The sequence below is a fragment of the Mycolicibacterium obuense genome, from assembly GCF_055397605.1.
Genome location: NZ_AP043663.1, coordinates 2,781,938 through 2,808,349 on the forward strand (window position 1 = coordinate 2,781,938; position 26,412 = coordinate 2,808,349).

Annotated in this window: 22 protein-coding genes and 1 pseudogene; 14 read left to right on the top strand and 9 right to left on the bottom strand. The window is 66.7% G+C overall.

Annotated features, from left to right (window positions below):
* The first annotated feature begins 4 nt into the window (after positions 1-4).
* The 4 genes and pseudogenes from ACZ50N_RS13200 (at position 5) to ACZ50N_RS13215 (ending at position 3,997) form a co-directional block, all read left to right on the top strand.
* Positions 5-1,006: an efflux ABC transporter ATPase subunit, DrrA-related gene (locus ACZ50N_RS13200; protein WP_046362902.1), complete on the top strand. Its 1,002-nt coding sequence runs from the start codon at positions 5-7 to the stop codon at positions 1,004-1,006.
* Positions 1,003-1,841 (top strand): annotated as a pseudogene (locus ACZ50N_RS13205) (ABC transporter permease). Before ACZ50N_RS13200 ends, ACZ50N_RS13205 begins: the two are co-directional and overlap by 4 nt.
* Complete coding sequence (locus ACZ50N_RS13210; RefSeq protein ID WP_046362904.1) at positions 1,841-2,701, top strand: ABC transporter permease; 861 nt, start codon at positions 1,841-1,843, stop codon at positions 2,699-2,701. The pseudogene ACZ50N_RS13205 and the gene ACZ50N_RS13210 overlap by 1 nt, the downstream one beginning before the upstream one ends.
* 45 nt (positions 2,702-2,746) lie before the next feature.
* Positions 2,747-3,997, top strand: a complete 1,251-nt coding sequence (locus ACZ50N_RS13215; RefSeq protein ID WP_464475565.1) for a phthiocerol/phthiodiolone dimycocerosyl transferase — start codon at positions 2,747-2,749, stop codon at positions 3,995-3,997.
* Here the strand turns inward: ACZ50N_RS13215 and ACZ50N_RS13220 are convergent.
* Positions 3,994-4,818 (bottom strand): class I SAM-dependent methyltransferase, encoded by an 825-nt coding sequence (locus ACZ50N_RS13220; RefSeq protein ID WP_048424195.1) that lies wholly within the window; start codon positions 4,816-4,818, stop codon positions 3,994-3,996. The two genes, ACZ50N_RS13215 and ACZ50N_RS13220, sit on opposite strands and share 4 nt — an antisense overlap.
* A 73-nt stretch (positions 4,819-4,891) precedes the next feature.
* Between ACZ50N_RS13220 and ACZ50N_RS13225 the strand changes: the two genes are divergently transcribed.
* From ACZ50N_RS13225 to ACZ50N_RS13240, 4 genes are read left to right on the top strand one after another with little or no spacing between them, the layout of a single operon-like run.
* Positions 4,892-5,566, top strand: coding sequence for a flavodoxin family protein (locus ACZ50N_RS13225; protein WP_236694311.1), 675 nt, complete (start codon positions 4,892-4,894; stop codon positions 5,564-5,566).
* Positions 5,566-6,075 (top strand): DUF2505 domain-containing protein, encoded by a 510-nt coding sequence (locus tag ACZ50N_RS13230; protein WP_464475566.1) that lies wholly within the window; start codon positions 5,566-5,568, stop codon positions 6,073-6,075. The genes ACZ50N_RS13225 and ACZ50N_RS13230 overlap by 1 nt, the downstream gene beginning before the upstream one ends.
* Positions 6,076-6,077: 2 nt before the next feature.
* On the top strand, positions 6,078-6,788 hold the full coding sequence (locus tag ACZ50N_RS13235; protein ID WP_464475567.1) for a nitroreductase family protein: 711 nt from the start codon (positions 6,078-6,080) through the stop codon (positions 6,786-6,788).
* 21 nt (positions 6,789-6,809) lie between these two features.
* A complete protein-coding gene (locus tag ACZ50N_RS13240; RefSeq protein WP_464475634.1) occupies positions 6,810-7,418 on the top strand; it encodes a maleylpyruvate isomerase family mycothiol-dependent enzyme in 609 nt (202 codons plus the stop codon).
* 55 nt (positions 7,419-7,473) lie between these two features.
* Here ACZ50N_RS13240 and ACZ50N_RS13245 read toward each other — a convergent pair whose 3' ends face one another.
* Positions 7,474-8,778 (bottom strand): hypothetical protein, encoded by a 1,305-nt coding sequence (locus ACZ50N_RS13245; protein WP_464475568.1) that lies wholly within the window; start codon positions 8,776-8,778, stop codon positions 7,474-7,476.
* 327 nt (positions 8,779-9,105) lie between these two features.
* Entirely contained in the window at positions 9,106-10,287 is a 1,182-nt protein-coding gene (locus ACZ50N_RS13250) for an LLM class flavin-dependent oxidoreductase (RefSeq protein WP_464475569.1), read from the bottom strand.
* Between the two features lie 78 nt (positions 10,288-10,365).
* Between ACZ50N_RS13250 and ACZ50N_RS13255 the strand changes: the two genes are divergently transcribed.
* The 4 genes from ACZ50N_RS13255 (at position 10,366) to ACZ50N_RS13270 (ending at position 16,034) form a co-directional block, all read left to right on the top strand.
* A complete protein-coding gene (locus tag ACZ50N_RS13255) occupies positions 10,366-11,148 on the top strand; it encodes an alpha/beta hydrolase (RefSeq protein WP_046362911.1) in 783 nt (260 codons plus the stop codon).
* A 355-nt stretch (positions 11,149-11,503) separates the two neighbouring features.
* On the top strand, positions 11,504-13,045 hold the full coding sequence (locus ACZ50N_RS13260; RefSeq protein WP_464475570.1) for a hypothetical protein: 1,542 nt from the start codon (positions 11,504-11,506) through the stop codon (positions 13,043-13,045).
* 57 nt (positions 13,046-13,102) lie between these two features.
* A complete protein-coding gene (locus ACZ50N_RS13265; protein WP_082133347.1) occupies positions 13,103-14,587 on the top strand; it encodes a flavin-containing monooxygenase in 1,485 nt (494 codons plus the stop codon).
* Between the two features lie 76 nt (positions 14,588-14,663).
* Complete coding sequence (locus ACZ50N_RS13270; protein WP_464475571.1) at positions 14,664-16,034, top strand: cytochrome P450; 1,371 nt, start codon at positions 14,664-14,666, stop codon at positions 16,032-16,034.
* On the opposite strand, the gene ACZ50N_RS13275 is transcribed toward ACZ50N_RS13270, so the two are convergent.
* From ACZ50N_RS13275 to ACZ50N_RS13295, 5 genes are all read right to left on the bottom strand, one after another.
* A complete protein-coding gene (locus tag ACZ50N_RS13275) occupies positions 16,031-16,858 on the bottom strand; it encodes a class I SAM-dependent methyltransferase (protein WP_464475572.1) in 828 nt (275 codons plus the stop codon). The genes ACZ50N_RS13270 and ACZ50N_RS13275 overlap by 4 nt on opposite strands.
* A 28-nt stretch (positions 16,859-16,886) precedes the next feature.
* On the bottom strand, positions 16,887-18,107 hold the full coding sequence (locus ACZ50N_RS13280) for a PE-PPE domain-containing protein (protein ID WP_464475573.1): 1,221 nt from the start codon (positions 18,105-18,107) through the stop codon (positions 16,887-16,889).
* Positions 18,108-18,298: 191 nt separating this feature from the next.
* Positions 18,299-18,961 (bottom strand): cutinase family protein, encoded by a 663-nt coding sequence (locus ACZ50N_RS13285; protein ID WP_464475574.1) that lies wholly within the window; start codon positions 18,959-18,961, stop codon positions 18,299-18,301.
* Positions 18,962-19,020: 59 nt separating this feature from the next.
* Positions 19,021-20,502 carry a flavin-containing monooxygenase gene (locus tag ACZ50N_RS13290; protein ID WP_464475575.1) on the bottom strand — a complete coding sequence of 494 codons (1,482 nt, stop codon included), beginning with the start codon at positions 20,500-20,502 and terminating at the stop codon, positions 19,021-19,023.
* Between the two features lie 175 nt (positions 20,503-20,677).
* A complete protein-coding gene (locus ACZ50N_RS13295; protein WP_046362917.1) occupies positions 20,678-21,886 on the bottom strand; it encodes a PE-PPE domain-containing protein in 1,209 nt (402 codons plus the stop codon).
* A gap of 1,010 nt (positions 21,887-22,896) precedes the next feature.
* Here ACZ50N_RS13295 and ACZ50N_RS13300 point away from each other — a divergent pair.
* Positions 22,897-24,240: a PE-PPE domain-containing protein gene (locus ACZ50N_RS13300; protein ID WP_464475576.1), complete on the top strand. Its 1,344-nt coding sequence runs from the start codon at positions 22,897-22,899 to the stop codon at positions 24,238-24,240.
* A gap of 29 nt (positions 24,241-24,269) precedes the next feature.
* Positions 24,270-25,121, top strand: a complete 852-nt coding sequence (locus tag ACZ50N_RS13305) for an SDR family NAD(P)-dependent oxidoreductase (RefSeq protein ID WP_046362918.1) — start codon at positions 24,270-24,272, stop codon at positions 25,119-25,121.
* Here ACZ50N_RS13305 and ACZ50N_RS13310 read toward each other — a convergent pair.
* Complete coding sequence (locus tag ACZ50N_RS13310; protein ID WP_046362919.1) at positions 25,104-26,282, bottom strand: alkane 1-monooxygenase; 1,179 nt, start codon at positions 26,280-26,282, stop codon at positions 25,104-25,106. The genes ACZ50N_RS13305 and ACZ50N_RS13310 overlap by 18 nt on opposite strands.
* Between the last annotated feature and the right edge of the window lie 130 nt (positions 26,283-26,412).

Sequence of the window (26,412 nt, forward strand, 5' to 3'; positions counted from 1 at the left end):
GCACATGTCTCGCTCTGACAAGGCGGTCGTCGTCGCCGGTATCCGCAAGTCGTTCGGCTCCGTGGTGGCCCTGCGCGACGTCAGCTTCGAGGTCGGCCGCGGCGAGGTGCTGGGTCTGCTCGGCCCCAACGGTGCGGGCAAGACCACGACGGTCAACATCTTGTCGACGCTGATCACGCCCGACAGCGGGCGTGCCCTGATCGCCGGGCACGACGTAGTCGCCGATCCGGCCGGTGTGCGGCGGTCACTGATGCTGACAGGGCAGTACGCGGCCCTGGACGACATGCTGACCGGCCGTGAGAACCTGCTGATGTTCGGCCGGCTGCAGGGTCTGAAGAAGAAGGTCGCCAAGGAGCGCGCGCTGGAGCTGCTCGAGCAGTTCGATCTGGTCGAGGCCGCCGACCGTCCGGTGAGCACGTATTCCGGCGGGATGAAGCGGCGCATCGACATCGCGTGCGGGCTGGTGGTGCGCCCGGAGGTGGTGTTCCTCGACGAGCCCACCACGGGGCTGGATCCGCGCAGCCGCCAGGCGATCTGGGAGCTGGTCACCGACTTCAAGGAAGCCGGGATCGCCACGCTGCTCACCACGCAGTACCTGGAAGAGGCCGACCTGCTCAGCGACCGGATCATCGTGATCGACAAGGGCACCGTGATCGCCGAGGGCACCGCCGATCAGCTCAAGGAGCGCACCGGCGGAACGTACTGCGAGATCGTGCCGCGCCACATCAAGGACCTCCCGGAGGTGGTCCGTGTCCTCGGCCCGCTGCTGCCGCAGGCCAACCGCGCCGCGCTGACCGAGACCTCGGACCGCATCTCGATGCCGGCGCCGGAGGGCCCGCGCACGCTGATGGCGGCACTGACCAAGCTCAACGAGGCCGACATCGAGCTGATGGACATCGCGCTGCGTCGCCCGTCGCTCGACGAGGTGTTCCTGGCGCTGACCGGCGACCACGCCCGTGATCCGGCCGAGCGCACCGAAGTCCCGGCGGCGGGCGCCTACGCGTGAGCGGGGCCGTCTCGACCGCGCCCGCCCGGTCCACCGTGCCGGCGGCGTCGCGGCCGCCGGTGCGCGCGCTGCAGCAGTGGTGGGTGCTGACGGTCCGGATGATCACCCCGACGCTGCGCAACGGCGAACTGGCCACGCAGATCATCGGGTCGATCGTGTTCACGATCGGCTACTACCTGCCGCTCAAGCAGATGATGGGCGCGGTCCAGCCGCTGTCGAGTTACGCGCAGTACCTGACGCCGCTGATCATCCTGCAGGCCATCTGGTTCGCCGCGGTGTCGGCCGCGTTCCGCTCGGCGACCGACTCCATCCAGGGCATCAACCGCCGGTTCCGCGCGATGCCGATCCCGGCGATCATGCCGCTGGCGTCCCGCCTGACCGCGAGCATGTACCGCTGCGTCGTCGCGCTGGTCGTCTCGGTGGCGTGCGGTCACGTCATCGGCTTTCGGTTCCACGGACCCGTGTGGCACATCCTCGGCTTCGCCGGCCTGGTCCTGCTGATCGGCGCGACGCTGGCCATCATCGGTGACCTCATCGGGATCGCCACCCAGAATCGGAGGCCACCGCGCCGATGATGCTGGTGCCGCAGCTGACGCTGGGGCTGGCGTCGGTGGGGCTGCAGCCGGTCGAGCAGTTCCCCGACTGGATTCAGGGTTTCGTACGCAACCAGCCGCTCTCGCAGTGGGTGTACGGGCTGCAGGCGTTCGCCGGTGACACCACCGACGCGGCGCCGAAGGTCACCTGGGCGGTCCTCGCGCCGGGGTTGGCGTGGGCGTTGGGCGCCGGGGTCGTCGCGGTCGTGCTGCACCGCATCGTCAGCAGGAGGAGACGCTGATGGCCCGCTCGGCAGCCGCGCAGGAACCCGTGGCGAAGGCGCCGTACCGCCCCGGCGGCCGGCACCGTGACGCGCGGGTGTGGGAGAACTCGCCGAGGCGGCTGGTGCCACAGGTGCTGCTGCTGACCTTCCGCATCCTGCGGCGCTGGAGCCGCGACCCGGCGACGCTGGTGCAGTCGTTCGTGATGCCCGCCGGCTTCCTCGCCGCCCTCGACGTCGTCTTCGGCGATGTGATCAAACAGGTGAGCGGGCAGAGCGGCCTGTACGGCCAGGTTCCTCTCGTCGCGCTCGTCGGCGGCATGACCGGCGCGATCATCGGGGCGATCAGCGTGATGCGGGAACGCGACACCGGTCTGCTGTCGCGGTTCTGGGTCGTGCCGATGCACCGCGCGGCCGGACTGCTGTCGCGGATGCTGGCCGAGTGGGTTCGCATCGTGGTGATCACGCTCGTCGTCATGGGCGTCGGGTTCGCGCTGGGCTTCCGGTTCGAGCAGGGCCTGCCTGCAGCGATCGCGTGGGTGTTCATGCCGGCGATGTTCGGGGTGGCGTTGTCGGCGGCGGTGCTGACGCTGGCGCTGTACTCGTCGAGCACACTGGTGCCGCAGGCCACCGACATCGTGGTCGCGGTGCTGATGTTCTTCTCGATCGGGTTCGTTCCGCTCGATCAATATCCGAAGTGGTTGCAGCCGTTCGTCGAGCACCAGCCCGTCAGCTATACGATCAAGGCGATGCGTGGGCTCTCTATCGAGGGTCCGATCGCCCGGCCGATGCTGTTCGCCGTGCTGTGGTCGGTGGGCATCCTCGCGATATGCGCCGTTCCGCTGGCCCTGGGCTACCGGAAGGCCAGCCGCCGTGGCTGACCCAGCCGCGCTCGTCCGATCCGTTCCAGAGGGAGTCTGATTCCGATGTTTCCGTCCTCGGGGATTCGCAAGCTCGCCCGCAGCGAGGAGATGTTCGCCGAGACGCACAACTTCATCGGGTTGGCGGCGCACGTCAAGGGTCCGATGGATGCCGACGCGCTCTCCGATGCGTTCGACGCGCTTCTGGAGGCGCATCCGGTGCTCGGCGGACATCTCGAGCAGCTGCCCGACAGCAAGTGGGAGATCGTTCTCGACGATCTGATGCACCCGGGTATCGAGGTGGTCGAGCTGACCGGTGACGAGCCGGCGCCGCCGCTGATCTTCGACCAGACCCAGTCGCTGGTGCATCTGCGCCTGACGATCCGCGACGGAGTGGCCCAGCCGACGCTCTACATCCATCACAGCCTGGCCGACGGCCACCACCAGTTCAGCCTCGTCGAGGAACTGTTCTCCACCTACACCGACCTGGTCACCACCGGGACCACCCGGCCCGTCACGGTGCATCCCGCACCCGAGCCGCTGGAGACGATCCTGGCCAGTCGCGGCGTCGAGAAGAGGACCCGCTCGGGGCTGGAGCGTCTGCTCGCCGCGATGTTCGCCTACGAGCTACCGCCGTCGCGCCGGGCTCCCTCGGAGACCAATCCGGTGCTGCCGCAACTGGTCCCGATGGAGTACTGCACGCTCTCCGAGCAGGACACCGAAAACATCATCGCGTTCTGCCGGGCCAACAAGCTGGGCCTGAACAGCCTGCTGTCCGCGGCAGTGCTGATGGCCGAGTGGCAGGTGCGCAACACACCGAACATCCCGGTGCCCTACGTCTACCCGGTGGATCTGCGCTACCTGCTGACGCCGCCGGTGTCGGCGACCGAGAGCACCAACCCGGTGGGCATCGCGACGTACCTGGCCGAGATCCATCCCGGCACCGACGTGGCGGCGCTGGCCCGCGACATCAACGACACCTACAAAAAGGACATCGCCGAAGGCGTCATCCAGCAGAGCTTCCTGCACTTCAGTCCGCAGTACGTCGGCAACCCGCCCGGCCTGCCCGATGTGGTGATGTTCACCGACAACGGCATCGTGCCGCCGCTGCGCACCCCGGCGGACATGGAGGTGGCCGCGAGCCACGGCGAGTTCTACTTCGCGGTCGGCGCCGGCATCGAGATCTACACGTCGAAGATCTTCAACGGGCAGTTGATGATCGAGTACCACAGCCATGGCCCAGATCGCGACAAGTCGATCGCCGCGATCGAGGCCCAGCTGCGCAGCATCGCGGCGAAGCAGGCCGCGAGCGCCTAGGCGCCGTACGCGTAGCGATGGTATTGCAACGAGGTCCGCAGCGGCGGCACGGCGGCGACGAGGCGTTTGAGCGCGTGCATGCCGCGGCCGGTGCGGGCGTAGGTGCTGGCGTCGAAAAACGTTGCGGCCGCGAGCAACCGGATGTCCGGCAGCTTGTCGAGGATCTGTTGGGGGCTGTTGACCGCCCAGTACAGCACCGAGCCGGAGGTGCGCACCAGCGACTGGGACTTCTGCGATTTGATGGCCAGCCAGTTGAAGAAGTCGATCTGCAGCTCGCCGGTGCCGAAGCGGTCGATGAACCGGCGCAGCAGCGCGATGCCTTCCTCCTCGGTCAGGTACATGCTGATGCCCTCGGCGATCAGCAGTGTCGGCCGGTCGGCGGGAATCTGCTCGAGCCACTCCGGTTCGGTGGCCGGCGTGGCGATCAGCTCGTAGTTGTCCCGGCTGGGGTAGATCTGTTCCCGCAGCGCGATCACCTGCGGGAAATCGACGTCGTACCAACGAACGCCGGGGCCGGGGTCGACGCGGAAGACACGGCAGTCCAGTCCGCACCCCAGGTGCACGACGGTGCACTCCGGATGCGCGGCGATGAACTGGCGCACCCAGATGTCGTACTGTGCGGTGCGAACAGTGAACAGCGGCGCCCATTTCGGGGTGATCTCCAGCTCGCTCCAGTCGAAGTCGAGCTTGCCGATCGCGGCCTTGGCGAATCGGTCGCCGAGGATGGGCGCCTCGAAGTCGGCGTCGAGCGCCTTCAGGTACAACGTGGACAGCATCGTCTTCGCGGGGCCGCTCAGATTGACCGCAACTTTGTCGTTCACGTGTGTGAGGCTATGCGCTTGAGGCCCGGCGTGGCACGTCGGGTTGCCCAGGCCACGAAAGGATGTGCCGGAGTTGGCTGATTCACCGAAGGTGCTGCTGCTCTACTACAGCTACACCGGGCAGGCCAAAAAGGTGCTCGACGCCGCGGCCGAGGTGTTCCGTGCGCGCGGTTGCGAGGTCACCGAGGCGCCGATCGAGTTCACCGACCCCCGGTATGCCGAGCGCTTCTCCCGATTCCCGATGCGCAGCGTGTGGCCGGAGTTCCTCGGCATGCTGCCCGCGCAGACGCTCAAACGCACCGGCGACATCCGCACACCGGAGGCGGTGCGCACCGGTTCCTACGACCTGATCTGCATCGGGTCGCCGACGTGGTGGGACACCGTGTCGATGCCGCTGCGCACGTTCCTGATGTCCCATGAGGCTCGGCCGGTGTTGGACGGCAAGCGTTTTGCCGTGTTCGTCGTCTGCCGGCGCAAGTGGCGGAAGAACCTGGCCGGGGTGCGCAAGCTCGCCGAGAAGAAGGGCGGGCGCTACGTCGACGGCATCCACTTCACCTATCCCGGCGGTGAGCTGCCGTCGATGCTGTCGCTGACCAGCTACCTGGGCACGGGGGAGTACCGGGACCGCTACCTCGGCATGAAGCTGCCCCCCACCAACATCAACGACGAACACCTCGAAGAGGCACGGCGATTCGCGGGCCGGGTCGCCGACAAGGTGTTCGGCCGGGCGCCTTCGGAGCGTCCGTAGTGGCGCGTCCGTTCGACGTGAGCGCCGAGGCGAGCGCCGCGGTCCCCGACGTACTGGCCGCGTTCGCCACCAGGGAGTACTGGCTGGCCCGGCTTGCCGCCTACGGTGGCGATTCGATGACGCTGGATTCGTTGACCGTCGAGTCCGACGGCGGCGTCGTCGTGCAGACCACGCAGGATCTGCGCCAGGACATGCTGCCCGGTCAGATCGGGCGGATGTTGCCCGGGAACACCTCGATCACGCGCAGGGAGACGTGGCGGCCGGGCGGAGACGCGGGGGAGGCGCACGGTGACTTCGCGATCACTGCCCGCGGGGTACCCAGCTCCGGGTCGGGAACCATGGTGCTGCAGGCGATTCCGACGGGCTCGCGGCTGCGGGTACGCGGCACGGTCGAGGTGCGTATCCCGATGATGGGCGGACGCATCGAACGCTACGTCGCCGAGCTGATCGCCCGCGACGTCCCGCAGATGCAGCAGTTCACCGCCTCGTGGATCGCGGAGGAGGCATAGCGATGCCCGAACCGATCCCGAGCGCCGAGGAGGCGCTGGCCCGGCTGAACATGCCACTGGTCGAGACGATGATGACCCAGCGCGCGATTCGGCGGGTGCGCCCCGATCCGGTCGACGACGCGATCGTGCTCAAGTGCATCGAGCTCGCGTTGCGGGCCCCGACGGGCGCCAACGGGCAGAACTGGGAGTTCGTCGTCGTCAAGGATCCTCGGGTCAAGAAGAAGCTGCAGCGTCGATACCGGTTGGCGTGGCGCGCTTTTCACCGGACGTCGATCCGCGACATCGCGTCCTACGACGATGAGATGGCCAAGAGCGTCAAGGCCATCGAATGGCAGCTGGAGCATTTCACCGAGATCCCGGTGCTGGTGATCGCCTGCCTGAAGTTGGGTAGCCGCGACGGCAAGGTGCCTTTCGTGCCGATGCCGCACGCGGCCGCCTCGGCGTTCTTCGGGTCGATCTACCCCAGCGTGCAGAACCTGCTGCTGGCGGCCCGCTCGATGGGACTGGGCGCCTCGCTCATCACGCTGCCGCTGTGGAATCTGACGTCTGCGCGGCGAATCCTCGGGCTGCCGATGGACGTCACGCCGTGCGCGGTGGTGCCGCTCGGCTGGCCGAAGGGCCGCTACGGCCCGACCACGCGCAGGCCGGTGGACGAGGTGGTGCACCTCGACCGGTACGGCAACCGCGCGTGGTTCGGACCGCGCAGGCGCTGAGGAGGCGTCGTGGCGACCACGATGGAGATGGCGTGTGACGAGCGCCGCGACTTCGCGGACTTTCTCGCTGGACTCTCCGCCGAGCAGTGGAATGAGCGCAGCCTGTGCCACCAGTGGCGGGTGCGCGATGTCGTCGCGCACGTCATCGGCTACGACGAACTGAGCACCACCGATCTGGCCGCCCGATTCGTCCGCGGCGGCTTCCTCGTCAACCGAATCAATGCGATCGGAACAGCCGAGCTTGCTGCTCGCCCACCCGAAGACCTCGTCCGATTGGTTCGCGAGCACAGTCGTCCGCGCGGGCTGACTGCCGGGTTCGGGGGCATGATCGCTCTGGTCGATGGCATGGTCCACCAGCAGGACATCCGGCGACCCTTGAACATGCCGCGCGTCATCCCCGCCGAGCGCCTGACGGCTGTGCTCGACTTCGCGCGGTACGTGCCGCTCATCCGAGGAGCATGGCGTGCCCGTGGTGTTCGGCTCTGCGCCACCGACGTGGAATGGTCGCACGGCAGGGGGCAGGAGGTCAGCGGTCCTGGCGAAGCGCTTCTGATGGCGATGGCCGGTCGGTCTGACGCCCTCCGGGAACTCGATGGGCCGGGCAAAGACCGACTCGCACACCACATCTGACGCGCGACCGCCGCGCCTTTCTGGGCACCGACGACCTCCGCTTTAGAGTGTTGGCTTACTCGGTGCCGCCGGTGTCCTTCTTCGCCGTCTTGGCCGACGACGAGGAACCGCCCGACTTCTCCGCGCGGTCACTGGTGCGCTTCGACGTCGTGTCCGTCCCCTTGTCGGCCTTGTCTGCTTTGTCGGTCTGGTCGGTCTTGTCTGTCTTCTCGGTGGCTTTATCCGTCGCGGCCGCGAACTTCCTCTGCAGGTTCGCCACCGTGTCCTGCACGCTGAAAGACCCTGCGCGACGCGGTGTGGCGGAGGGCTTTTCGGCCGGTGCGTCGGAAGTAGCCTGCTCGGCCGCATCCGTGCCCTCGGTCGCCTCGGGCGCCGAAGCAGTCTCCTCGACGGTCTTCTTGACGGAGTCGACCACCGACTCCGCGGTGACCGCGGGCTTCGGTGCGACGGTCTCCGCCGGCGCGGTCTCAGCCGGGGCCTCGACATCGGCCTTGGCGACCTTCACCGTGTCGAGGCTGACCACGTTGGTGGTCGCGGTCTCGGGAGCGCCGCCGGGCCAGCCCGTCGGGTTGTCCGGGTAGTCCTTGTCCTCGACGACGGGGTTCGCCGGCTTGGGGATGAACAGCTTGACGAAGGTCTCGATCTCGCGGACGGCGAGCCAGTCCGGCACGTGTCCCGTGACCTGCAGCGCGGCAGCGAGATTCGCGCTGGCGGTGACGAAGTCGTACATCGTCACGGGCTTGAACGCTTGTGGCTCACCGGTGAAGTAGTCGGCGACGGACTTGATCACCTCGAACCGGTCCAGCTTCACCGTCTGCCCGGACCACGCGGTCGGCTTGCCGTCCACGGGGTTGATCACCTCGCCGAACGTGTAGCCCTCGGGGGAGTAGAACTTCCACATCGGCACCGTGAACATCGATTTCAGCATGCCGATGGGGTCCGGGCACTCGAAGGCGCAGCCGGCGTACATCGGCAGGTTGGCCGCCGCCCACCAGTTCAGGTGCTCACCGAGCGGAGTCGACAGCGCCGGGAACGGCACCAGCATGTCGACGAAGCCCTCGAGCATCTCCGGGTTGGCCGGGTCCCAGCCCCACACGTTGTTGGGCTGGGAGACCTCCCAGCTGCCGCTGGCCGCCATCGCGTCGGCGAAGCGCTGGATGCCGAACACGAGGTTCGCCGGGGTGTTGAGCGCAGCGAGGAGGGCGTTGGCGGGGATGTTGGCCACGGAGCCGGTCAGGGCGACATCGGCATCGCGGACCATGGTGGTGTGCGGCGTCGGGGTGACGGGGCCGACGGCGATGAGGCCGGCCCCCACCAGCGCGACGCCCGCGGTGGCATACGGACGCAAAGCTGTGTGCATCGAGAATCCTTCTGTGGTCGACGTGACGACGGCGCTGTACCCGCTCCCCGTATGCGGCGGACAAACGTGACCGTAGCAAAGCAACGATAAACGGTATAGGCACCGCCGTGTGCAAAGACCCCGAAAAGATTTACGACGAGTTGAATAAGACCACGCGGGGAGCGCGGACGCGGCTGACCTGGAACGCAGGTCCCGCAAAATTGACCCGCCGGCAAATAAACCCCGGCTGCGCCGGTGCCGCCCACGTCACGCCGACCGCATGTAGCAATGTAACGAAAACTGCCGCTGTGGCGAAGTCAGCTAACTCGCCGACGCAGTGTGGTGTGGTCAGAGTTTCTTGAGCCCCCGCAGCACGGTGCCGAACGGTCCGCTCGCCGCGACCGCCTTGCGCAACCGCGGGTTCAGCTGGCTCGCGTTCATCACCAGCAGGTAGCGCAGCCCGTGGTCGCGCCACTCGGCGATCTGCCCGAGCACCTCGTCGGCCGTGCCGCTGAACGTGATCTCGCGCATCAGCGAGGCCGGTACCGCCTTGGTGTAGGCGAGCGCGCTCTCGTAGTCGATGGTCTGCGGCACCAGGTCCTGCACCCCGGAGAAGTCCGCGCCGAGCGGGTGCACGACGCCGTGACGTGCCCACGTCTCCGCCGGCGCGGACAGCGCCGACGACTTCATGATCACCCCGTCGAGCGCCTCGTCCACGTCGTCGCGGGTGCGGCCCACCACGACGGCGCGGTTGAGCGCCGGGACGATCGCGGCGGGATCACGCCCGGCGTCGGAGGCGACATCGCGCACGGTGGCGAGCGAGCGGGCGTAGTCCGCCGGGCGGGAGATCGTGAACGGCACCCAGCCGTCGGCGTGCCGACCGGTGATGCGCAGCATCCGGGGGCCTTGCGCGGCCACCCACATCTCCGGCCAGGTGCCACGGTAGGGCGGCAGGTCGAACACGGCGTTGTGCAGCGGAAAGAACTCCGAATCCCGGGTGATCGCCTCGCCGCCGGAGTTCCACAGCGCCCGGATCGTCGCCACCGCCTCTTCGAAGCGGGCCACCGGCTTCTCCCACGGCACGCCGTACGGTTCGTTGCCCTCGCGCTCGCCCACCCCGATGCCGAGCATGGCCCGACCCTTGGTGAGCAGATGCAGGGTGGCCGCCGCTTGGGCGGTGACCGCGGGATTGCGTCGGCTGGCGTCGGTGACACAGACACCGAGGCGCAGCCGGGTGAGCCGGTTGCGCGCCGCGAGGTGGCCGAGCATCGTCCACGGTTCGAGGATGGCGTCGACCCTCGGCACCAGCTTGGCCCCGACGCCGAGGTGTTCGGGCGTGGCCAGCGAGCGGGGGATCAGCGAGTTCAGGTGATCGCCCACCCACAGTGAATCGCCGCCGTTGAGCGCGACGGTGGCGCCGGCGAACCGGGTGGCCGCCGTCGGCGAGAAGCGGGTGTAGACGATCCCGTCGAGCAGGCCGAATCGCAGCCCGCCGGTGGATGTTCCGCCTCGTCGGGCGCTGGACCTCATAGCAGGAACCGTACTATCAGGGGCGCTGCCCACCCGTCCACGCGGACGCTGCCCCCACCCGCCCGATGCGAGGAGACCATGCTCGAGGTTGTCGACCGGGGGCAGGTGAGCGCCGCCCATCCTGCCCCGCTGCTGTTCGTGCACGGCGCCTGGCACGCAGCGTGGTGCTGGGACGAGCACTTCCTGAGCTGGTTCGCCGACCGCGGCTACCACGCGCTGGCGCTGAGCCTGCGCGGCCACGGCGGGAGCAGCACCGACAAACCTCTCAACGACTGCACGTTCGACGACTACGAGGCCGATGTCGCGGCGGTCGCCGCCACCTTGGCGACGCCGCCGGTTCTGATCGGGCATTCGATGGGCGGGTTCGTCGTGCAGAAGTACCTGGAGTCCCATGAGGCGCCTGCGGCGGTGCTGATGGCCTCGATGCCGCCTCAGGGTTACCTGCGTTCGGGGCTGCGGTGGCTGCGCCGGCACCCCTGGCACTTCGCGAAGATGTCGGTGACGCGCAAGACGCTGCCCTACGTCAGCACCCCCGAGCTGGCGCGCGAGCGGTTCTTCTCCCCGCACACCCCCGAGGACCTGGTGCGGCGCTCCATCGAGCGGCTGGGAGAGGAGAGCGCGCGGTCGGGTACCGACGGGATCTTCAACCGGCCGCGCCCGGACCGGATTCACACGCGGATGCTGGTGCTGGGGGCCGCCGACGACGGCGCCGTCACCCGCGACGAGGTGGCGGCCACTGCGAAGGCCTACCGCACCGAGCCGGAGTTCTTCCCCCGGATGGGGCACAACATGATGGTGGAGCCGGGGTGGGAGGCGGTGGCGACCCGGATCGACGCCTGGTTGTCCACAGAATGCCTCTGAGAGCTCCGACTCGGGCGCCGACTACCCTCCGGCAAAGCCTTCTCGGTAGGACGATCGACGCGGCTCTTTGCGCTTTCACATTGCTGACGAGGGTCTGTGCGGCGCCCATATTGACGCTGCCGACAGGCGCAAATCGCGGTCAGCCAGGGCATTTCGACGGAACGACCCGCGTATGGCGAAGCGCCCGCCGAGTGCGCCAGGCGGGCGAATCGGGCACATCTTCGCGGATGCATGTGACGGCGCAGCAATTTCTCATTAGCTGGACACCTGCATCACACTTCGGTACTGTCATCGTGATCTCGTCGTGACCCGTTACGCGAGAGCTCACAGCACGTCCGACGAGAGGGATGCACAGATGCAGTCAGCGTTGCGACCGTACGTCACGACAGGCGTTGCGCTTGTCGGGGCGTCGTTGATCGCGGCGGGGTCGGTACTGCCGGTCGAGGCCGCCGTGAGCGCCGCCCAGGAACGGACCATCTCCTCGATGGACGTCGACCTGGTTGCGGCGAGCAGCGGCCTGAAGCCGGGCCAGTCCTACGCCAACATCATTCCGAACCTGTTCAACGCGGTGCTGAGCGTTCCTCAGGCCGAGATCAATGCGATCAACCGCTTCTCCGCCGCCATGGAGGAGAGCAAGAGCTGGTGGGTCTACAGCGACGTCAACGTCCTCGGGTGGGATCCGCCGAACGAGGAGATGACCAAGGGCTTCGTGGACATGCTCCTGCCGTTCAAGCCCTACTCGGAGCAGGCCGGCATCGCGACGTTCTACTTCCTGGCCGCCAACTTGCCGATGGATGCGGGCTGCTCCGGCTTCCCGCCGTGCCCGCACCCGGAGAGCATCCTCAGCCACATGTTCACCGTGGCGCCATGGGAGTTCTACCTCGGTAACGGCTACACGTTCCCCGAGGTGATCAACCCGATCAGCGCCAACGAGACCTACTGGGGGCAGGAGCTCGGCGAGACCGGGTTGCCCACCAACTGGTCGGGCGAGACCGTCAAGCTCGATCCCAACGCTGGCTGGAACGCCACGTGGGACTACCTGCTCAACGATCCGGAGCCGGTCGACTTCCCGTCCGGCAAGGAGATCTGGGACACCACGGTCCGGCTCACGTCGGCACTGTGGAAGAGCTGGTATCCCTTCGTGCCGCAGAGCACGCTGTGGAACCCGCAGATGTCGCTGTCGGCGTACGTGCTGCGCCCGTTCGCCAAGGTGCTCTGCCCGACCTGCAACCCGGCGGATCCGTTCATGCCGACGGACTGGAAGCCCGGCGACGATATCCCGCCGAACAGCTACGTGCCGCCGAAGTACAAGAAGAACTACGGCGAGGACGGCAAGTGGATCGGGCCCAAGCCCGGCGAGGAAGACACGTCGACCGCGACCGCGCTGCTGGCCGCCAAGACCACGCCCGAGGTCACGACGGCCGTCGAGGAGCCCACCAAGGACACCTCGGCTGACTCTGTCAAGCCGGCCAAGAAGAACGATTTCCTGGCCAACGCGATCCAGAACCTGACCGACAAGTTCAACCAGGCCAAGACCGACGACACCAAGACGGTCAAGGACACGGAGACGGACAAGGGCTCGGACAAGGGCACGGTCGCAGAGACCCCCGCCCCCGAGGTCACCCCCGTCGTCGACAAGACCGATGACGGCAAGTCGTCCGACGACACCGCCAAGCCCGCCAAGAAGTGGTCGTTCGGCAAGGACCGCAAGGCCGCCGATACGACGAAGGCGGACACGAGTGCCGACACGACGAAAGCGGACGCGGGAAGCGCGAAATCATCGGACGACTCGGCGCCTGCCAAGAAGGCTCCGAAGTTCAGCAAGCGTGACGCCGGTGGCGACGGTTCGTCCTCGAAGGCCAGCGCGAGCAAGTCCGACGGTGGTGACAGCAAGTAGGACCGCGACTGCGGTCACGCCTGCGAGAACCCCTGTGAAAGCCCGTAGTATCGCCACGTGAGTACCGAGCAATTCGACGCTGTCATCGTCGGCGCGGGATTCGGCGGAATGGGCGCCGCGATCCAGCTCAACAGGCTTGGGTACCGCCGGATCGTCCTCCTCGACAGGGAGGACGATCTCGGCGGTACCTGGCATGTCAACAGGTATCCGGGCCTGACGGTCGACGTCCCCTCCACCACGTACTCGTACTGGTTCGAACCGAACCCGTACTGGTCGCGGCTCTACGCCCCTGGCGCCGAGCTCAAGACCTACGCCGATCACGTGGCCGACAAGTACGACCTGCGGCGCTACATGCGCTTCAACACCACGGTGGACGGTGCACGCTGGGACGAGGAGTCGCAGACCTGGCAGGTGTCGCTGCAGGGTGGCGAGACGCTGCGGGCTCAGTTCCTGATCCTGGCTACCGGCTACCTGAGCCAGCCGAAGAAGCCCGACATCCCGGGTATCGAGGATTTCGCCGGCACGGTTCTGCATGCCCAGGAGTGGAACGATGACTACTCGCTGCGCGGCACGAAGGCGGCGATCATCGGCACCGGGTCCACCGGGGTCCAGCTGATCCCCAAGCTCGCCGAGGACGTCGCCGAGCTGACCGTCTACCAGCGCACCCCGATCTGGGTCATGCCGAAGTTCGACCTCACCTTCGGTCCGGCCGCGCAAAAGCTGTTCGCCAGATTCCCTGTGGCGCAACGTCTTCTGCGGATGTCCAGCGATCTTTTCATGGACGTCATGGTGACCATCGCGATGTGGAAGTTCCGGCAGTTCCGGCCGGTCAACACTGCTGCGGCCGCCATCGGCGCCCTGCACCGCTTCCTGTCGATCAGGGATCGCGAGCTGCGGCAAAAGCTCACCCCGAACTACGACTTCGGCTGCAAACGCCCGACGCTGTCCAACGTCTACTACCGCGCGCTCAACAAGGCGCACGTCCACCTGGAGACGACGGGCATCGAGCGGATCGAACCCGACGGCATCGTCACCAGCGACGGCGTCAAGCGCACCGTGGACACCCTGGTCCTCGCCACAGGCTTCGACGTGTGGGAATCCAATCTGCCCGCGATCCCGGTGATCGGCCGGGAGGGCCGCGACCTCGGAAAGTGGTGGCGGGAGAACGGGTTCCAAGCCTATGAGGGCATGACCGTGCCGCTGTTCCCGAACATGATCAACCAGGCCAGCCCGTACGCCTGGGTGGGCATGTCCTGGTTCGACACCGTCGAGTACCAGATGCGGCACATGAAGCGACTCTTCGGCGAGCTGCAGCGCAGCGGCGGCCGGGCGTTCGAGGTCACCGAGGAGGCCAACGATCGGTTCCTTGACCGCATGCTGACCCTGCTCGACGATTCGGTGTTCCGACTCGGCGACTGCACCAATTCGCGCTCATACTGGTTCAACAAATCAGGCGAGGCGCCGCTGTTCCGGCCCACATCCATCCGACAGGCCGTCAAAGAGCAGGAACATTTTCCGCTCAGCGATTACCAGATAGCCTGACGCTCCCCAGACAGCGTCTCCTGAAAGCGACGTCTCCGAACAAAGCGACGTCTTCTAGAAGCGACGAGGTGACACCATGACAGCGGCCACCACAGATCCGGTGAAGCTGCCACCCGGCCCGCCCGTGCCCAGCCTGGTTCAGGGCGCGGCGGTGCTCGCGGCCCGCTACGGATCGATCGCGGCCCTGGGCCGCCGGTACGGCTCCACGTTCACCCTGCGGGTGCCGGTGTTCGGCACCACGGTGGTGATCAGTGATCCCGCGCTGGTCAAGGAACTGTTCAGCAGCAGTCGGGAGCTGATCGGCCGGCCGCAGAACAACCTGGGCGGCGACGTGCTCGGCCCCGGCTCGATCTTCAACCTCGAGGGCGACGAGCTGCTGGCCCGGCGCAAGCTGCTGCTGCCGCCGTTCAATGGCAAGAACATGCGCGCCTACGAGACCGTGACCGAACAGGAGGTGCTGCGTGAGATCGGCACCTGGGCCGAGGGTGTCGAGTTCCCGACCGTCGACCCGATGATGCGGATCACGCTGAACACGATCCTGCGTACCGTGTTCGGCGCCGAGGGGGCCGAGCTCGACGAGATGCGCGAGCTGATGCCCAAGGCCGTCGAGTTCGGGTCGAAGATCGCGCTGATGCCGTCGATCGTGCGCAAGGACATGGGGCCCTGGAGCCCGGGTGGGAAGTTCGCCGGCTACCGGCGCCGGATGGACGAATTGCTGAAATCCGTGATGCGCCAAGCTCGGTCGGATCCGGATTTCGCCGATCGCGGCGATGTCCTGTCGCTGCTGCTGCAGGCCCGCTACGACAACGGCTCACCGCTTCCGGACAGCTACATCGTCGACGAACTGCTCACCATGTTGGTGGCCGGTCACGAGACCACCTCGACGCAGCTGGCGTGGACCATCGAGCGCATTCGTCGCCATCCGGATCTGCTGGTTCGGCTGACCGACGAGGTCGATGCCGGCGGCAACGAATTGCTGCTGGCCACCATCGCCGAGTCACAGCGCACCCGTCCGGTGCTGACCGCCGCGCTGCGTCGGGCGCGTACCCGTATTCAGCTGGGGGAGTGGGTCATTCCCGAGGGAGCCACGATCCTGGCGAGCACTCAGCTCGCGATGGCCGCCGAGAACAGCTTCGAGCATGCCGAGCGCTTCGACCCGGATCGCTTCGTCGGCAAGCCGCCCAATCCATTCGCGTGGATTCCTTTCGGCGGCGGCATGATGCGCTGCATCGGCGCCTCTTTCGCGACGATGGAGATGGAGGTCACGCTGCGCACCATCCTGCGTGAGTTCCGCATCGAGCCCACCAGCGCGGCTGATGAGAAGCCCCACAGCCGGGGCGTCACCGTCACGCCGGCCCAGGGCGGCCGCATCGTCGTGCACCGCCGCACCCCGGGCGCACCGCGCGCCGCCGATTCGGTCTCGGCGGGCAACGGGGACACCCGCTAGAACCGGTAGGACAGCACCCGCGCTTTGCGCGCGATCGCCGGGATGCGATGGGAGAGCTTCGCCGCCAGGCGCAGCCCCCGGGGGAACATTGCGGCTTCGGGCCGCTGCATGACGCTCTGCTCGTCGTGCAGCGTCAGCGCGGGGTCCCACGACTCCGGTCGGCGGGCGTCGGCGAATCCCGAGAAGTTCCACTGGTTGTGCGGCGAGTTCGTCTTACGTGAGGTGGCCAGTCGCCCCAGCAACCGGTTGGCCCTGCTCACCGGGCCGTAGTCGTTGAACGCGAGCACGCCGGTCGCGAAATGTGTTGTCACATCGGTCACCAACGCTCTCACCCTCGATTCGTCGAGGAAGGCGATCAAGCCGTCGGCGAACACCATCGCGGGCCGGTCGGCCGGGATCTGCTCGGCCCAGCCCGGCGCGGTCAGATCAGCGGGTACCGGATGGTCGGCCGGGTGGCTCGGCAGCACGGCGGCACGCACCGCCAGCACCGCGGGACGGTCGACGCTGTACCAGTCGACGCCGGCCCCCGGACCCACCCGGTGGACGGCAGAGGACAGACCTGCGCCCAGGTCGACGACGACGGCGTCGCGGTGCTCGGACAGGAAGGAGCGGATGACGTCGTCGAGCATTTTGGCGCGCAGGGCCACCAGCGGCACCACGCTGGGTGTGGCGGCAAGGCTGGCGAAGTCGTAGTCGATGGCGTCGACGGTCTCGGCTGCCCACCGATCCGCGAGGATCGACTGGGCTGCGCGCTGGTCCAGGGCACGGCAGTATTCGGTCAGCAGAGCGGTCTGTTCGAGCGGTGCGAGATGGCTGACGTCCATGACGTAGAGCCAAGCACAGCTCGATTCGTCACTCCTGTGCGGATGCGCCGTCCGTGCTCGCCGCGGCGTGGGATGCCGCGCGGGTCTGCCGGTCGAAGAGCCGCGCGAACGGCCGCTTGCGCGTCTCTGTCCGGTCGACGGCCGTCTTCTGCTTCGTGGTCCTCGAGGTGGTCTTCTCGGTCTTCTCGGTGGTCCTCTCGGTCTCGGCTGCCGTCGCCTCCGCCACACTCGTGTCGGGTGTCGTCTCGGTCGCCTCGTCCTCCGACACCTCGGGGGCGGTGACGACCTCGGCGGCGACAGGCGCCTCATCCTCAGCGGCCACGGACGCAGCCCGCGCGGTGCGTGCGGTGGCCAGCGCAGTCTTCAGCGGCGTGGCGGTGAGAGTCTGCGTCGCGGCCTCGGGCTCCGGCTCCGTCGGCGGCACGATCGGGGGCAGCAGGTCCGGCGGCCAGCCGGGGGAGTCCGGCAGGTAGGACCGGTCGTATCCCTTTTCGATGATCGCCTTCAGTGGAAAGTTGAGCTCGTCGGCGAGCTTGTCGAGGCCCATCTTGCGCAGGGGATCCAAGAGCGGGATGTTCTCCGTCGGCACGAAGACATAGATGGTGTTGCCTTCTTTCCAGACGTAATTACGCGGGTCATAGATGTCGACGTCCTCGTAATGGGTGTGGATGCCGGTCAACCCGGCGTTGGCGTTGAGGAACGCGAGCAGATTCAACGGATTGTCCGGCCAGTCGGACGCCCGATCGTATTGCCGTGACACGTCGATGATTCCGTAGTCGGTGACGGGCGTGATCGAGCCGAGGCGCCGATGCGTGCCGCCGTACTTGTTCTCCGGGTTTCCGATCAGCACGAAGCTCACCTGTTGCGGGGTCGGCGCCCCCTCTGTTCCGGCGTGATCGTCGAGCCATTGCGAGACCACCCGGGCGCCCTGGCTGTAGCCGAACACCACCAACGGCTGGGTCAGGTCGGCTGCGGCCAATGCGGCGTTCAGGTCGGCCGATCCGGTGTACCGGTCGAGGTAGGGATATTCCACCCGGGTGCACGACCGAGCTCCGGTGCACATGATGCCGCCGTGGTCGTCGCTGTTGTGCCCCGGATACAGCGCGAGCGTCGTCATCGTGAAGGGGTCGGGCACGTCGGCCGCCGCCGCGGGCGCCGCGGAGAGGCTGGAGGTTCCAACCGGCAGGACCGCTGCCGCTGCTGCCACCGCAACCCACCGGCTGGCCCGGCGTTTAGCTGACCTGCTCATGAACCGCACCCGCTTCCCCGGCGCTGCAATTTGCTGCGTAGCGCTCACCATACTCGTAGAAGAGACGGCAATAGGGATGTTCAGCTGTGAGTTTTGTGAATAGCGCGAGACGTCAAAAATGACTCAATAAAGATTGCGCAATGCCGGTGGTTTGACACTGCGCCCAAGTGGGTAGCGGCTTTGCTCTACCGTCAGAGTTTGCCGGCGACGAAGTCGGCCGCCTGGGCGACCATGCCGTTGTCGACGTAGGCGAAGTGCGCCGGCAGGCTCAGCCCCTTGGAGCAGAACAGATCGTCGAGGGCGCACATGTCGATGCTGCGCGGGCCGTAGGTGCTGCTCATCGCGGGCAGCGGACCGCCGCCTTTGACGTCGCGCAGCGGATTGCCGAACACCGCAATGGCGGCGATGTGGTCTGAGAGATGCGCGGGCAGGGGGGTTGGCGTGTAGTGGCCCAGCGGCTGTGGGTCCACGGTGATCAGATCGATGACGCCGGCGCCCTGGGACATGCCGCCGAGCACCAGCCGGGTGGCCGGGCAGTTGTCGGCCATCCACTGCACCCGGCCGGCGGCATCGGCAGCGCCGGCGGGAGCGGACTTGTCGAAGTCGAAGCCCGCCGGATAGTTGACGGCGTAAGCGTTCACGGATCGACCGCCGACCTTGGATCGCAGCGCGTCGACGAAGGCATCTCCGACGAACCCGAGGCCGGGGTCTGCCCCGGTGCCCCGAGCGAAGATCACCTCGATGTCGGGGCAGGGTTGCGCCTGCGCCGCGGGCGCGCCGGCAATACCGGCCAGCAGCGCCGCCGGCGCCAGAATCACTGATCCGAGAACGCTCTTCGCCCGCCGCACATTCATATAGCCATGCTAGCCAACAGGTTCACAGGAACCGGGGAAACCGATCCTGACCTGCGGCGTCAGGCGAAGGCGTAGTGGCTGAGCGGGAAACTCTCGTTCTCGCGGTTGGTTTCGTTCGTCGACGCGGGCCGCACGAGGGTCTCCCCGCTGGGGCTGAAGTAGTACGACCGGGACCGCGCGCAATCGCCCTGGCGGAACACGGTCTTGCCCAACTTCGCCGACATCCGTTCCCGGAACTCCGTATTCGCTTGCTCGGTTACCTCGAAGACGCGTGCACCGCGCCGCTGCAGTTCACCGAAGAGCCGGTCCATGTGCCGCATCTGGTACTCCATCGTGTTGAAGTACGACAGACCGCTGGATGCATAGGGCCCGGCCAGCATGAAGAGGTTGGGGAACGCGGGCACCGTGACGCCCTGATACGACTGGAACCCGTTGTCGCGCCACCACTTACCGAGATTGCGGGCGTCGCGGCCGATCAGTTCGATGGCCGGGATATTGGCTTCCCAGATGTCGAAGCCGGTGCACAGGACCAGCGTGTCGATCGGCGTCTTGGTGCCGTCGCAGGCGACGATGCCGTCGGAGACGACCCGTTCGATGCCGGCGGTCTGCAGGTGTACGTGCGGTTTGGCCAGCGTCTTGTAGTACGAGTTCGAATAGGTGGGCCGCTTGCATCCGAAGTCGTAGTCGGGGGTCAACTTCTTTCGAAGGCTCTTGTCGCGAATGGACATGAACCGATGCCATTGCGACAGATACGACGCGAAGACGTTGAGCTGCCGGAAGTACTTGTAGTTGATGACCGACAGGATCATCATCACCTCGAGATTGGCGTCCGTGGTGAAGCGGAACAGGCGCTGCAGCAACGGAACACGGGCAAACAGTCGACGAACGACCGGCGGGATCGCGAAATCCATCTTCGGCACGACGTGGATCGGGGTGCGCTGATAGACCGTCAGGTCGGCCGCGGTCTTGGACAGCTCGGGGATCAGCTGCACCGCCGTGGCGCCGGTTCCGATCAGACCGATGCGCTCGCCCGCCGGGTTGTAGTCGTCATCCCAGTCCATGCTGTGGAGGATCCGCCCGGCGAAGTCGTCGATGCCGGGGATGTCGGGATTGCGCGGCTGCGACAGGTAGCCGGTCGCGGTGACGAGAAAGCGTGAGGTCAGCGTCTCACCGTCGGACAGGGTGACCTGCCAGAGCTCGTTCTCCTCGTCCCATCGCGCACCGTCGACCGGTGCATTGAAGCGCATGTGCCGGCGCACGTCGTACTTGTCGGCGACGTGGTCGGCGTACTCCTTGAGCTCCGAACCCGGAGCGTAGAGCCGGGACCACCGGGGATTGGGCTCGAACCAGTAGGAATAGGTCGGCGACGGGATGTCGACGGCCAATCCGGGGTAGTGGTTGACGTGCCACGTCCCACCCAGGTCGTTTTCACGATCCACGATCAAGAGGTTGTCGTAACCCATCTTCTTGAGCTGGATCGCGGCACCCATTCCGCCGAAACCGGCGCCCACGACGATCGCGTCGTACTGCGGGGAATCCATGGACATCAACGCTACCTCACAGCAAATGGGTCTTCGGCGACTGCAGTTTAGGCCGCCCAGCCACCGGTTCGCTCGTCGTCGCAGCCGCCCCGGACACCACGAAGCCCCGACCGTGAGGCCGGGGCTTCGGGCGGGTGTCTGAAAGCTTCAGGCAACCTCGAGTTCCGGGGAGGGCTTACTCCGAGGAGCCGGAGGAGTCAGACGACCCAGATCCATCGGACGACGAGTCGCCCGCGGCGGCCTGCTGGCGGGCCGCCTTCCGTGCTTCGCGCTTGGCAGCCGCCTCCGCCTTGGCGGTGGCCCTGGCCTCGGCGCGAGCCGCCTTGGCCTCGGCCCGCTGGGCCTTGGCCTCTGCCCGAGCCTCGGCCCGTGCATCGCGACGATCCTGTGCCGTCACCTTCGGCTCCGGCTGGGCCTGTCCGGCTGAGGCTTCCTCACCCTTCGTGCTGCCGGCATCGGAGGAGGTCTCTGCAACAGCCGTGACCTCGGGTGCGGTGAGCGCGGCGACCTTGACCGTCGGGGTGACCGGATCGTTACGGCTGTAACCCTTGTCGATCTTTGCCTTGAGCTCGGCCTCCTTGGGCTTGAGCCACGGCATCAGCTGCACCAGCGGCAGCGTCGTGGTGGGCACCAGGTAGTGCTCGGTGACGCCGCCCTTGGCGTTGACGGTCTCCGTGTAGTACTTGGTTCCCTTGAGCGCTTCCAGCTCCGCCATCGAGGTCGTGTACATGACGGGGACGTGCACGACGATCGAGCCGGCCATCGCGTTGGCCATCGCCAGGAAATTCCACGGGCGATCGGGCATGTCGGCCATGCCGTCGTACTCACCGGTGATCACGAGGACGTTGAACGGTGTGACGGGGGGAGGCTGGTAGGTGTAGTCGTACTTGGAGCTGTACTTGGCGTCCTTGATCAGCTGCTGGCGGCTGGAATCCTCGACGACGATGAACGTCACCTTCGAGGGATCGGGCATCGTGCCCTCTTCCATCCACTGGCGCATCACCTCGTTGACCACGAGCGAGCCGGCCGACAGTCCGACGACGGTGACCTTGTCGCCGGGAGCCGACAGATTGCCGACGGCGGTGTCGATTGCAGCGTCCAGATTCGGGATGCCGATGCGAATGGACGCACCGAGTGTCATGTCGCCCTTGCCCGAGTAGGGCCCGGCCTCGGCCGGCCACGTCACCGACGTTCGAACATCGTTTTTGAACGCGCCCTCGAGCAGCGGCTTCATCAACGTGTCGTCCATCGACTTGATCTTGATCCCGCCGATGATCACCGCGGTGCTCACCGCACTGGCTCCGGTGGCGGTGGTCAGCGCTATCGCGATAGAGGCAAAAGCGGTGCCACAGGCAACACCGGCTTTGCGAATGGTGTTCTTCATGACATCTCCCCGAATTGAAACGATTCTCGACTCGCCGTGATCGGCGCGACATGAGCATATTGCGCGTCCGTAAACCACTTCGTAGCAAAAACGGCATATTTCCAACAAACGCAATTCAAGCAAAGTGCAGTTGTATTGCTGTTACCAACCATTTATCTGTTCTCTACCAAAGTAGAGAATTTATATCAGCGACGTCAGGAAAAGGCTCCGGTTCAGACCACAGAGTTAGCTTATTGCCTCTTTACTCGACTTTCTTGGGATTGACAGGAGAAACACTGACGGTGTCGGCAAAAATCACAATAGCGTAACTTGCGCAATCTCTGTTTTTGTAGAGAATGGCTTCGAGACGTAGCTGACACCTGAGTGGCTAAAAAAAATTTTTGGTCTGTACCATCACCTCCAGCACACCTTTGCGGGCAGTTGGCCGGCTGGTGAACATTGCCTCGCGGCCCGTCCGCGCGTTCGGCACCACGGATGCGAACGCGAATGGCAGAACTGACTTCGGAGTAAGAAACTCGGCCCGGAGAGCAAACCCATGTGACAGGTCCTGCCAGCCAGCAACCGTTCGCGAGCTTGCCGGGCGGTTTCGCGGCGGCCAGCGACTCCGACCGCGACGGTCTCGTCTGCCGCTCAAATCTGCTGTCCGACAGTGCTTTTGAGCAAGCCAGCGGCGTGGGAGCCGGGTACGGTCACGGGCTCCGCGCGGCGGCTACACCCGGCACGGTGACGACATCGGGATAGCCACGTTGGCGCAAAATGCAGCCAGCGGCCCGATTTCATTGGTGCTGAGTTTGCTGTGTAGCCACGCAAAAAGTCGTTGCATACGGTAACGTCCGCGGCGGTCGACGCGCCGGTACCTGTCAGCGCAGAAGCGCCGTCGTGGCCCTCAGGCAATGGCCACGAACCCCCGCGCTCCGGTCGCTCGACCACTCGGTTGTACCGCTCCACCCCCCAGCACTTGTCCCGTCATCTGGCGACCGCATGGCCGTCTTCTCTGGAAGGAACGTGGCGTGAAACGAACGACCAAGGCAGTGATGACCGCAGCGGCACTGCCGATCGCGGCAACGCTACCGCTGACGTTCGGCGGCGGGGCGATGCCCGCCGCGGCGGCAGCGGCGGCAGCCGAGTCGGTCGCGTCCTCGGTGATCCCGCCGGGACCCGCCACAGTCCTGCATCACGGACCCACGCCCTGGGACATGGCCGACAATCTCGGCGGTGCCCTCTGCGAGGCGCCGAAGGTGTGCAAAGAGGTCCGTTACGACTGGATTCAGCCCTACGGCCCGATCGAATTCGGCGTGAAGGAGAACGTCGCGCGCCTGGACTGGGCGATCGACCACGTCGGAACCGACCCCAAGATCGTGTACGCCTTCAGCGGGGGAGCGCGCATCGCGTCGGTGTGGTTGCAGGATCACGCCAAGGACAAGGACGCGCCCGCGCCAGAGGATCTGTCGTTCGTGTTGCTCGGCAACGGCGGACGTAAGTACGGCGGGGTCAACGGCTGGTTCTGGGGTGATTTGTTGCGGACCCCGACCGACACGCAGTACGACGTCATCGACGTCGCCGGGGAATACGACCCGATCGCCGACTTCCCGACGAACCCGTTCAACCTGCTCGCAGTGGCCAACGGAGTCGCCGCGTTCGTCTACGTGCACCTGCGCTACGACCAGGTCGATCTCGACGATCCCGACAACATCGTCTGGAAAGAGGGCAAGACGACCTACGTCTACGTGCCGACCGAGCATCTGCCGCTACTCCAGGGCTTCTACGACATGGGGCTCGGCTCACTGGTGGCGGACATCGAGCCGAAGCTACGGGCGATCGTCGACAAGGCCTACGACCGGACCTGGCTGGAGGGCAAGCCCACGCTGGGCGAAGTGGCGGCGGGTGCGACGGAAAAGGCCTCCCCGTCCGTCGCGACCGCCGACGCTCGCCCGCTGGTCCGCGCCGTCGACGCCGAGAAGACAGACACCGGTACGACAGACACCGAAACAGCCGACACCGGCAAGACAGACACCGGCAAGACAGCCACCGAGAAGCCGGCGACAGGCGAGGACGGGGCCGCGCAGCCCGAGACGGCGCCGGAGGTGACCCCCAACGACGAGGCGGGGGAGACCACCACCCCGGACACGTCACCGGATTCGCCGACCCAGGCGTCTGACGCGGGTGGGGACACCGACAGTGCCGCCGCGCCGCGGGCCAAGCACCGCATGCCGCTGCGCGGCATCCTCAAGGCCGCCGCGGCCGAGAAGGCGGACAAGGCTGCCACGGCGGGCGCGTCTGACAAGGGCGAGACCGCCAAGGCGGGCGCGGCATCCTCGGCGTCCACCGGGGGCGGCACCGACTCGACGGACTGACGCGGGGCCGTGGCCGTTATCCTTCGGGCGTGGCATCACACGGCACGGCGCTGACGGGCAAGGTCGCTTTCATCACCGGCGGCGCTTCAGGAATCGGAGCCGCCCTGTCGGAAGCGCTTGCCGCCGCGGGTGCCGACGTGTGGATCGCGGACCGGCAGGTCGAGACCGCCGAAAACGTGGCCCAGCGTCTGCGCAGCACGGGCGCGAACGCACACGCGGTGGCGCTCGACATCCGCGATGCCGCCGCGTTCGAGGCCGCCATCGCCGAGACCGTACGCACCAGTGGACGCATCGACTTCTTGTTCAACAACGCCGGCATCGGAATCGGCGGCGAAGTCGACGCACTCACGCTCGAGGACTGGACCGACATCATCGATGTCAATCTGCGCGGAGTCGTCCACGGCGTGCAGGCCGCCTACCCGACGATGATCGCGCAGGGCAGCGGACACATCGTCAACACGGCTTCGATGGCGGGCCTCATCACCACGTCCGCCCAGGCGGGCTACGCGGCCACCAAGCACGCCGTCGTCGCACTGTCGAAGACGTTGCGGGTCGAAGCGGCCGCGCATGGCGTGCAGGTGTCGGTGCTGTGCCCCGGTGTGGTGCGCACGCCGATCCTGTCCGGCGGAGAATACGGCCGCAATCGCACGCTGAGCCGGGAGAGCCTGATCAAGCTCGGTGAGGCGCTCCGGCCCATCGAACCCGACCAGTTCGCCTCTGCGGCGTTGCGCGGTGTGCTGCGCAACCAGGCCATCATCGTCGTACCGCGGTGGTGGAAAGCGCTGTGGTACTTGGAGCGTCTGTCGCCGACGCTGTCGATGAAGACGGCCGCAGTCGCCCTCAAGCGCACGCGCGACGTGGCCTCAGCCCCGCTGCAGTAACTGCTGCGCCTGGCGCGGCCGCAACGCGGCCAGTCGGATGTCGCCTCGGTAGTGGTCTCGCACGCGGCGGTCCATGACCCACCGCCACAGCGGCGGGCACAGGGCCAGCACCACCATGGCCGCGTAACCCGCCGGCAGCTGCGGGGCCTCGTCGGCATGGCACAGCGCCTGATAGCGGCGATGCGGGTTGGCGTGGTGGTCGGAGTGCCGCTGCAGGTGGAAGAGGAACACGTTGGAGATCACCGAGTTGCTGTTCCAGCTGTGCGACGGGCGCACCGGTTCCCAGCAGCCGTCGCGGCGGCGCTGCCTGCGCAGGCCGTAATGCTCCAGATAGTTGATGGTCTCGAGCAGCAAGACGCCCAGCAGCGCCTGACCGATCAGCCATGGCACCACCTGGACCCCGAAACCGGCGATCAGCGCGCCGAACAGCACGACGGTCATCACCCATGCGTTGAGCACGTCGTTGTGCAGCGTCCAGACCCGGCGCCCGTGGCGGCGCAACCGCCGGCTCTCCAGCGACCAGGCCGATCGCAGGCTGCCCAGGATCGAGCGCCAGTAGAAGGCGTAGACGTTCTCGCCGAGGCGCGCGCTCGCCGGATCGTCTGGTGTTGCCACCCGCGCGTGGTGGCCCCGGTTGTGTTCGACGAAGAAGTGGCCGTAGCCGGTCTGCGCAAGCGCGACCTTGCTGAGCCAGCGTTCCGAGCGGGCGCGCTGGTGGCCGAGTTCGTGGGCAGTGTTGATCGCGACACCGCCGATCCCGCCGACGGTGAGCATCAATCCCACCTTGTCCGGCGGCGTCATCGTCACGCCGCCACCACCGGTCCACAACCAGCACGCCAGCATCAGCGACAGGTATTGGGCGGGAAGGTAGAGGTAGGTGGCCCACCGGTAGTAGCGGTCCTGCTCCAGGTACGCCAGCACACTGTCCGGCGGGTTCTCCGAGTCCGGTCCGACCAGGTAGTCCATCGCGGGGATGATCACCAGCATCATCGCCGGACCCGACCACCAGAACAGTCCTGAGCCGGTCAGCAAAACGGCCGCCCACGAGGCGGGTACCAGAATCGGGATCACGATTCCGAGCAGCCAGACGTATCGCTTGCGGTCGCGCCAGTCGCGCGGTGCAGCGGTGGATCGGGTGTGGCCGGGCCGTTGGGTCGGCATCGTGCGCTTGCTCCCCCTCATCGCCGTACTGTTAGCTGATCTTCGCATCCCCACGCGTCGATCGGGTAACGCCGTCATATCATTGTTGCTCGTCAGTGGGCAATCTCGGGAGCGAAGCGAGTCGTGTCAG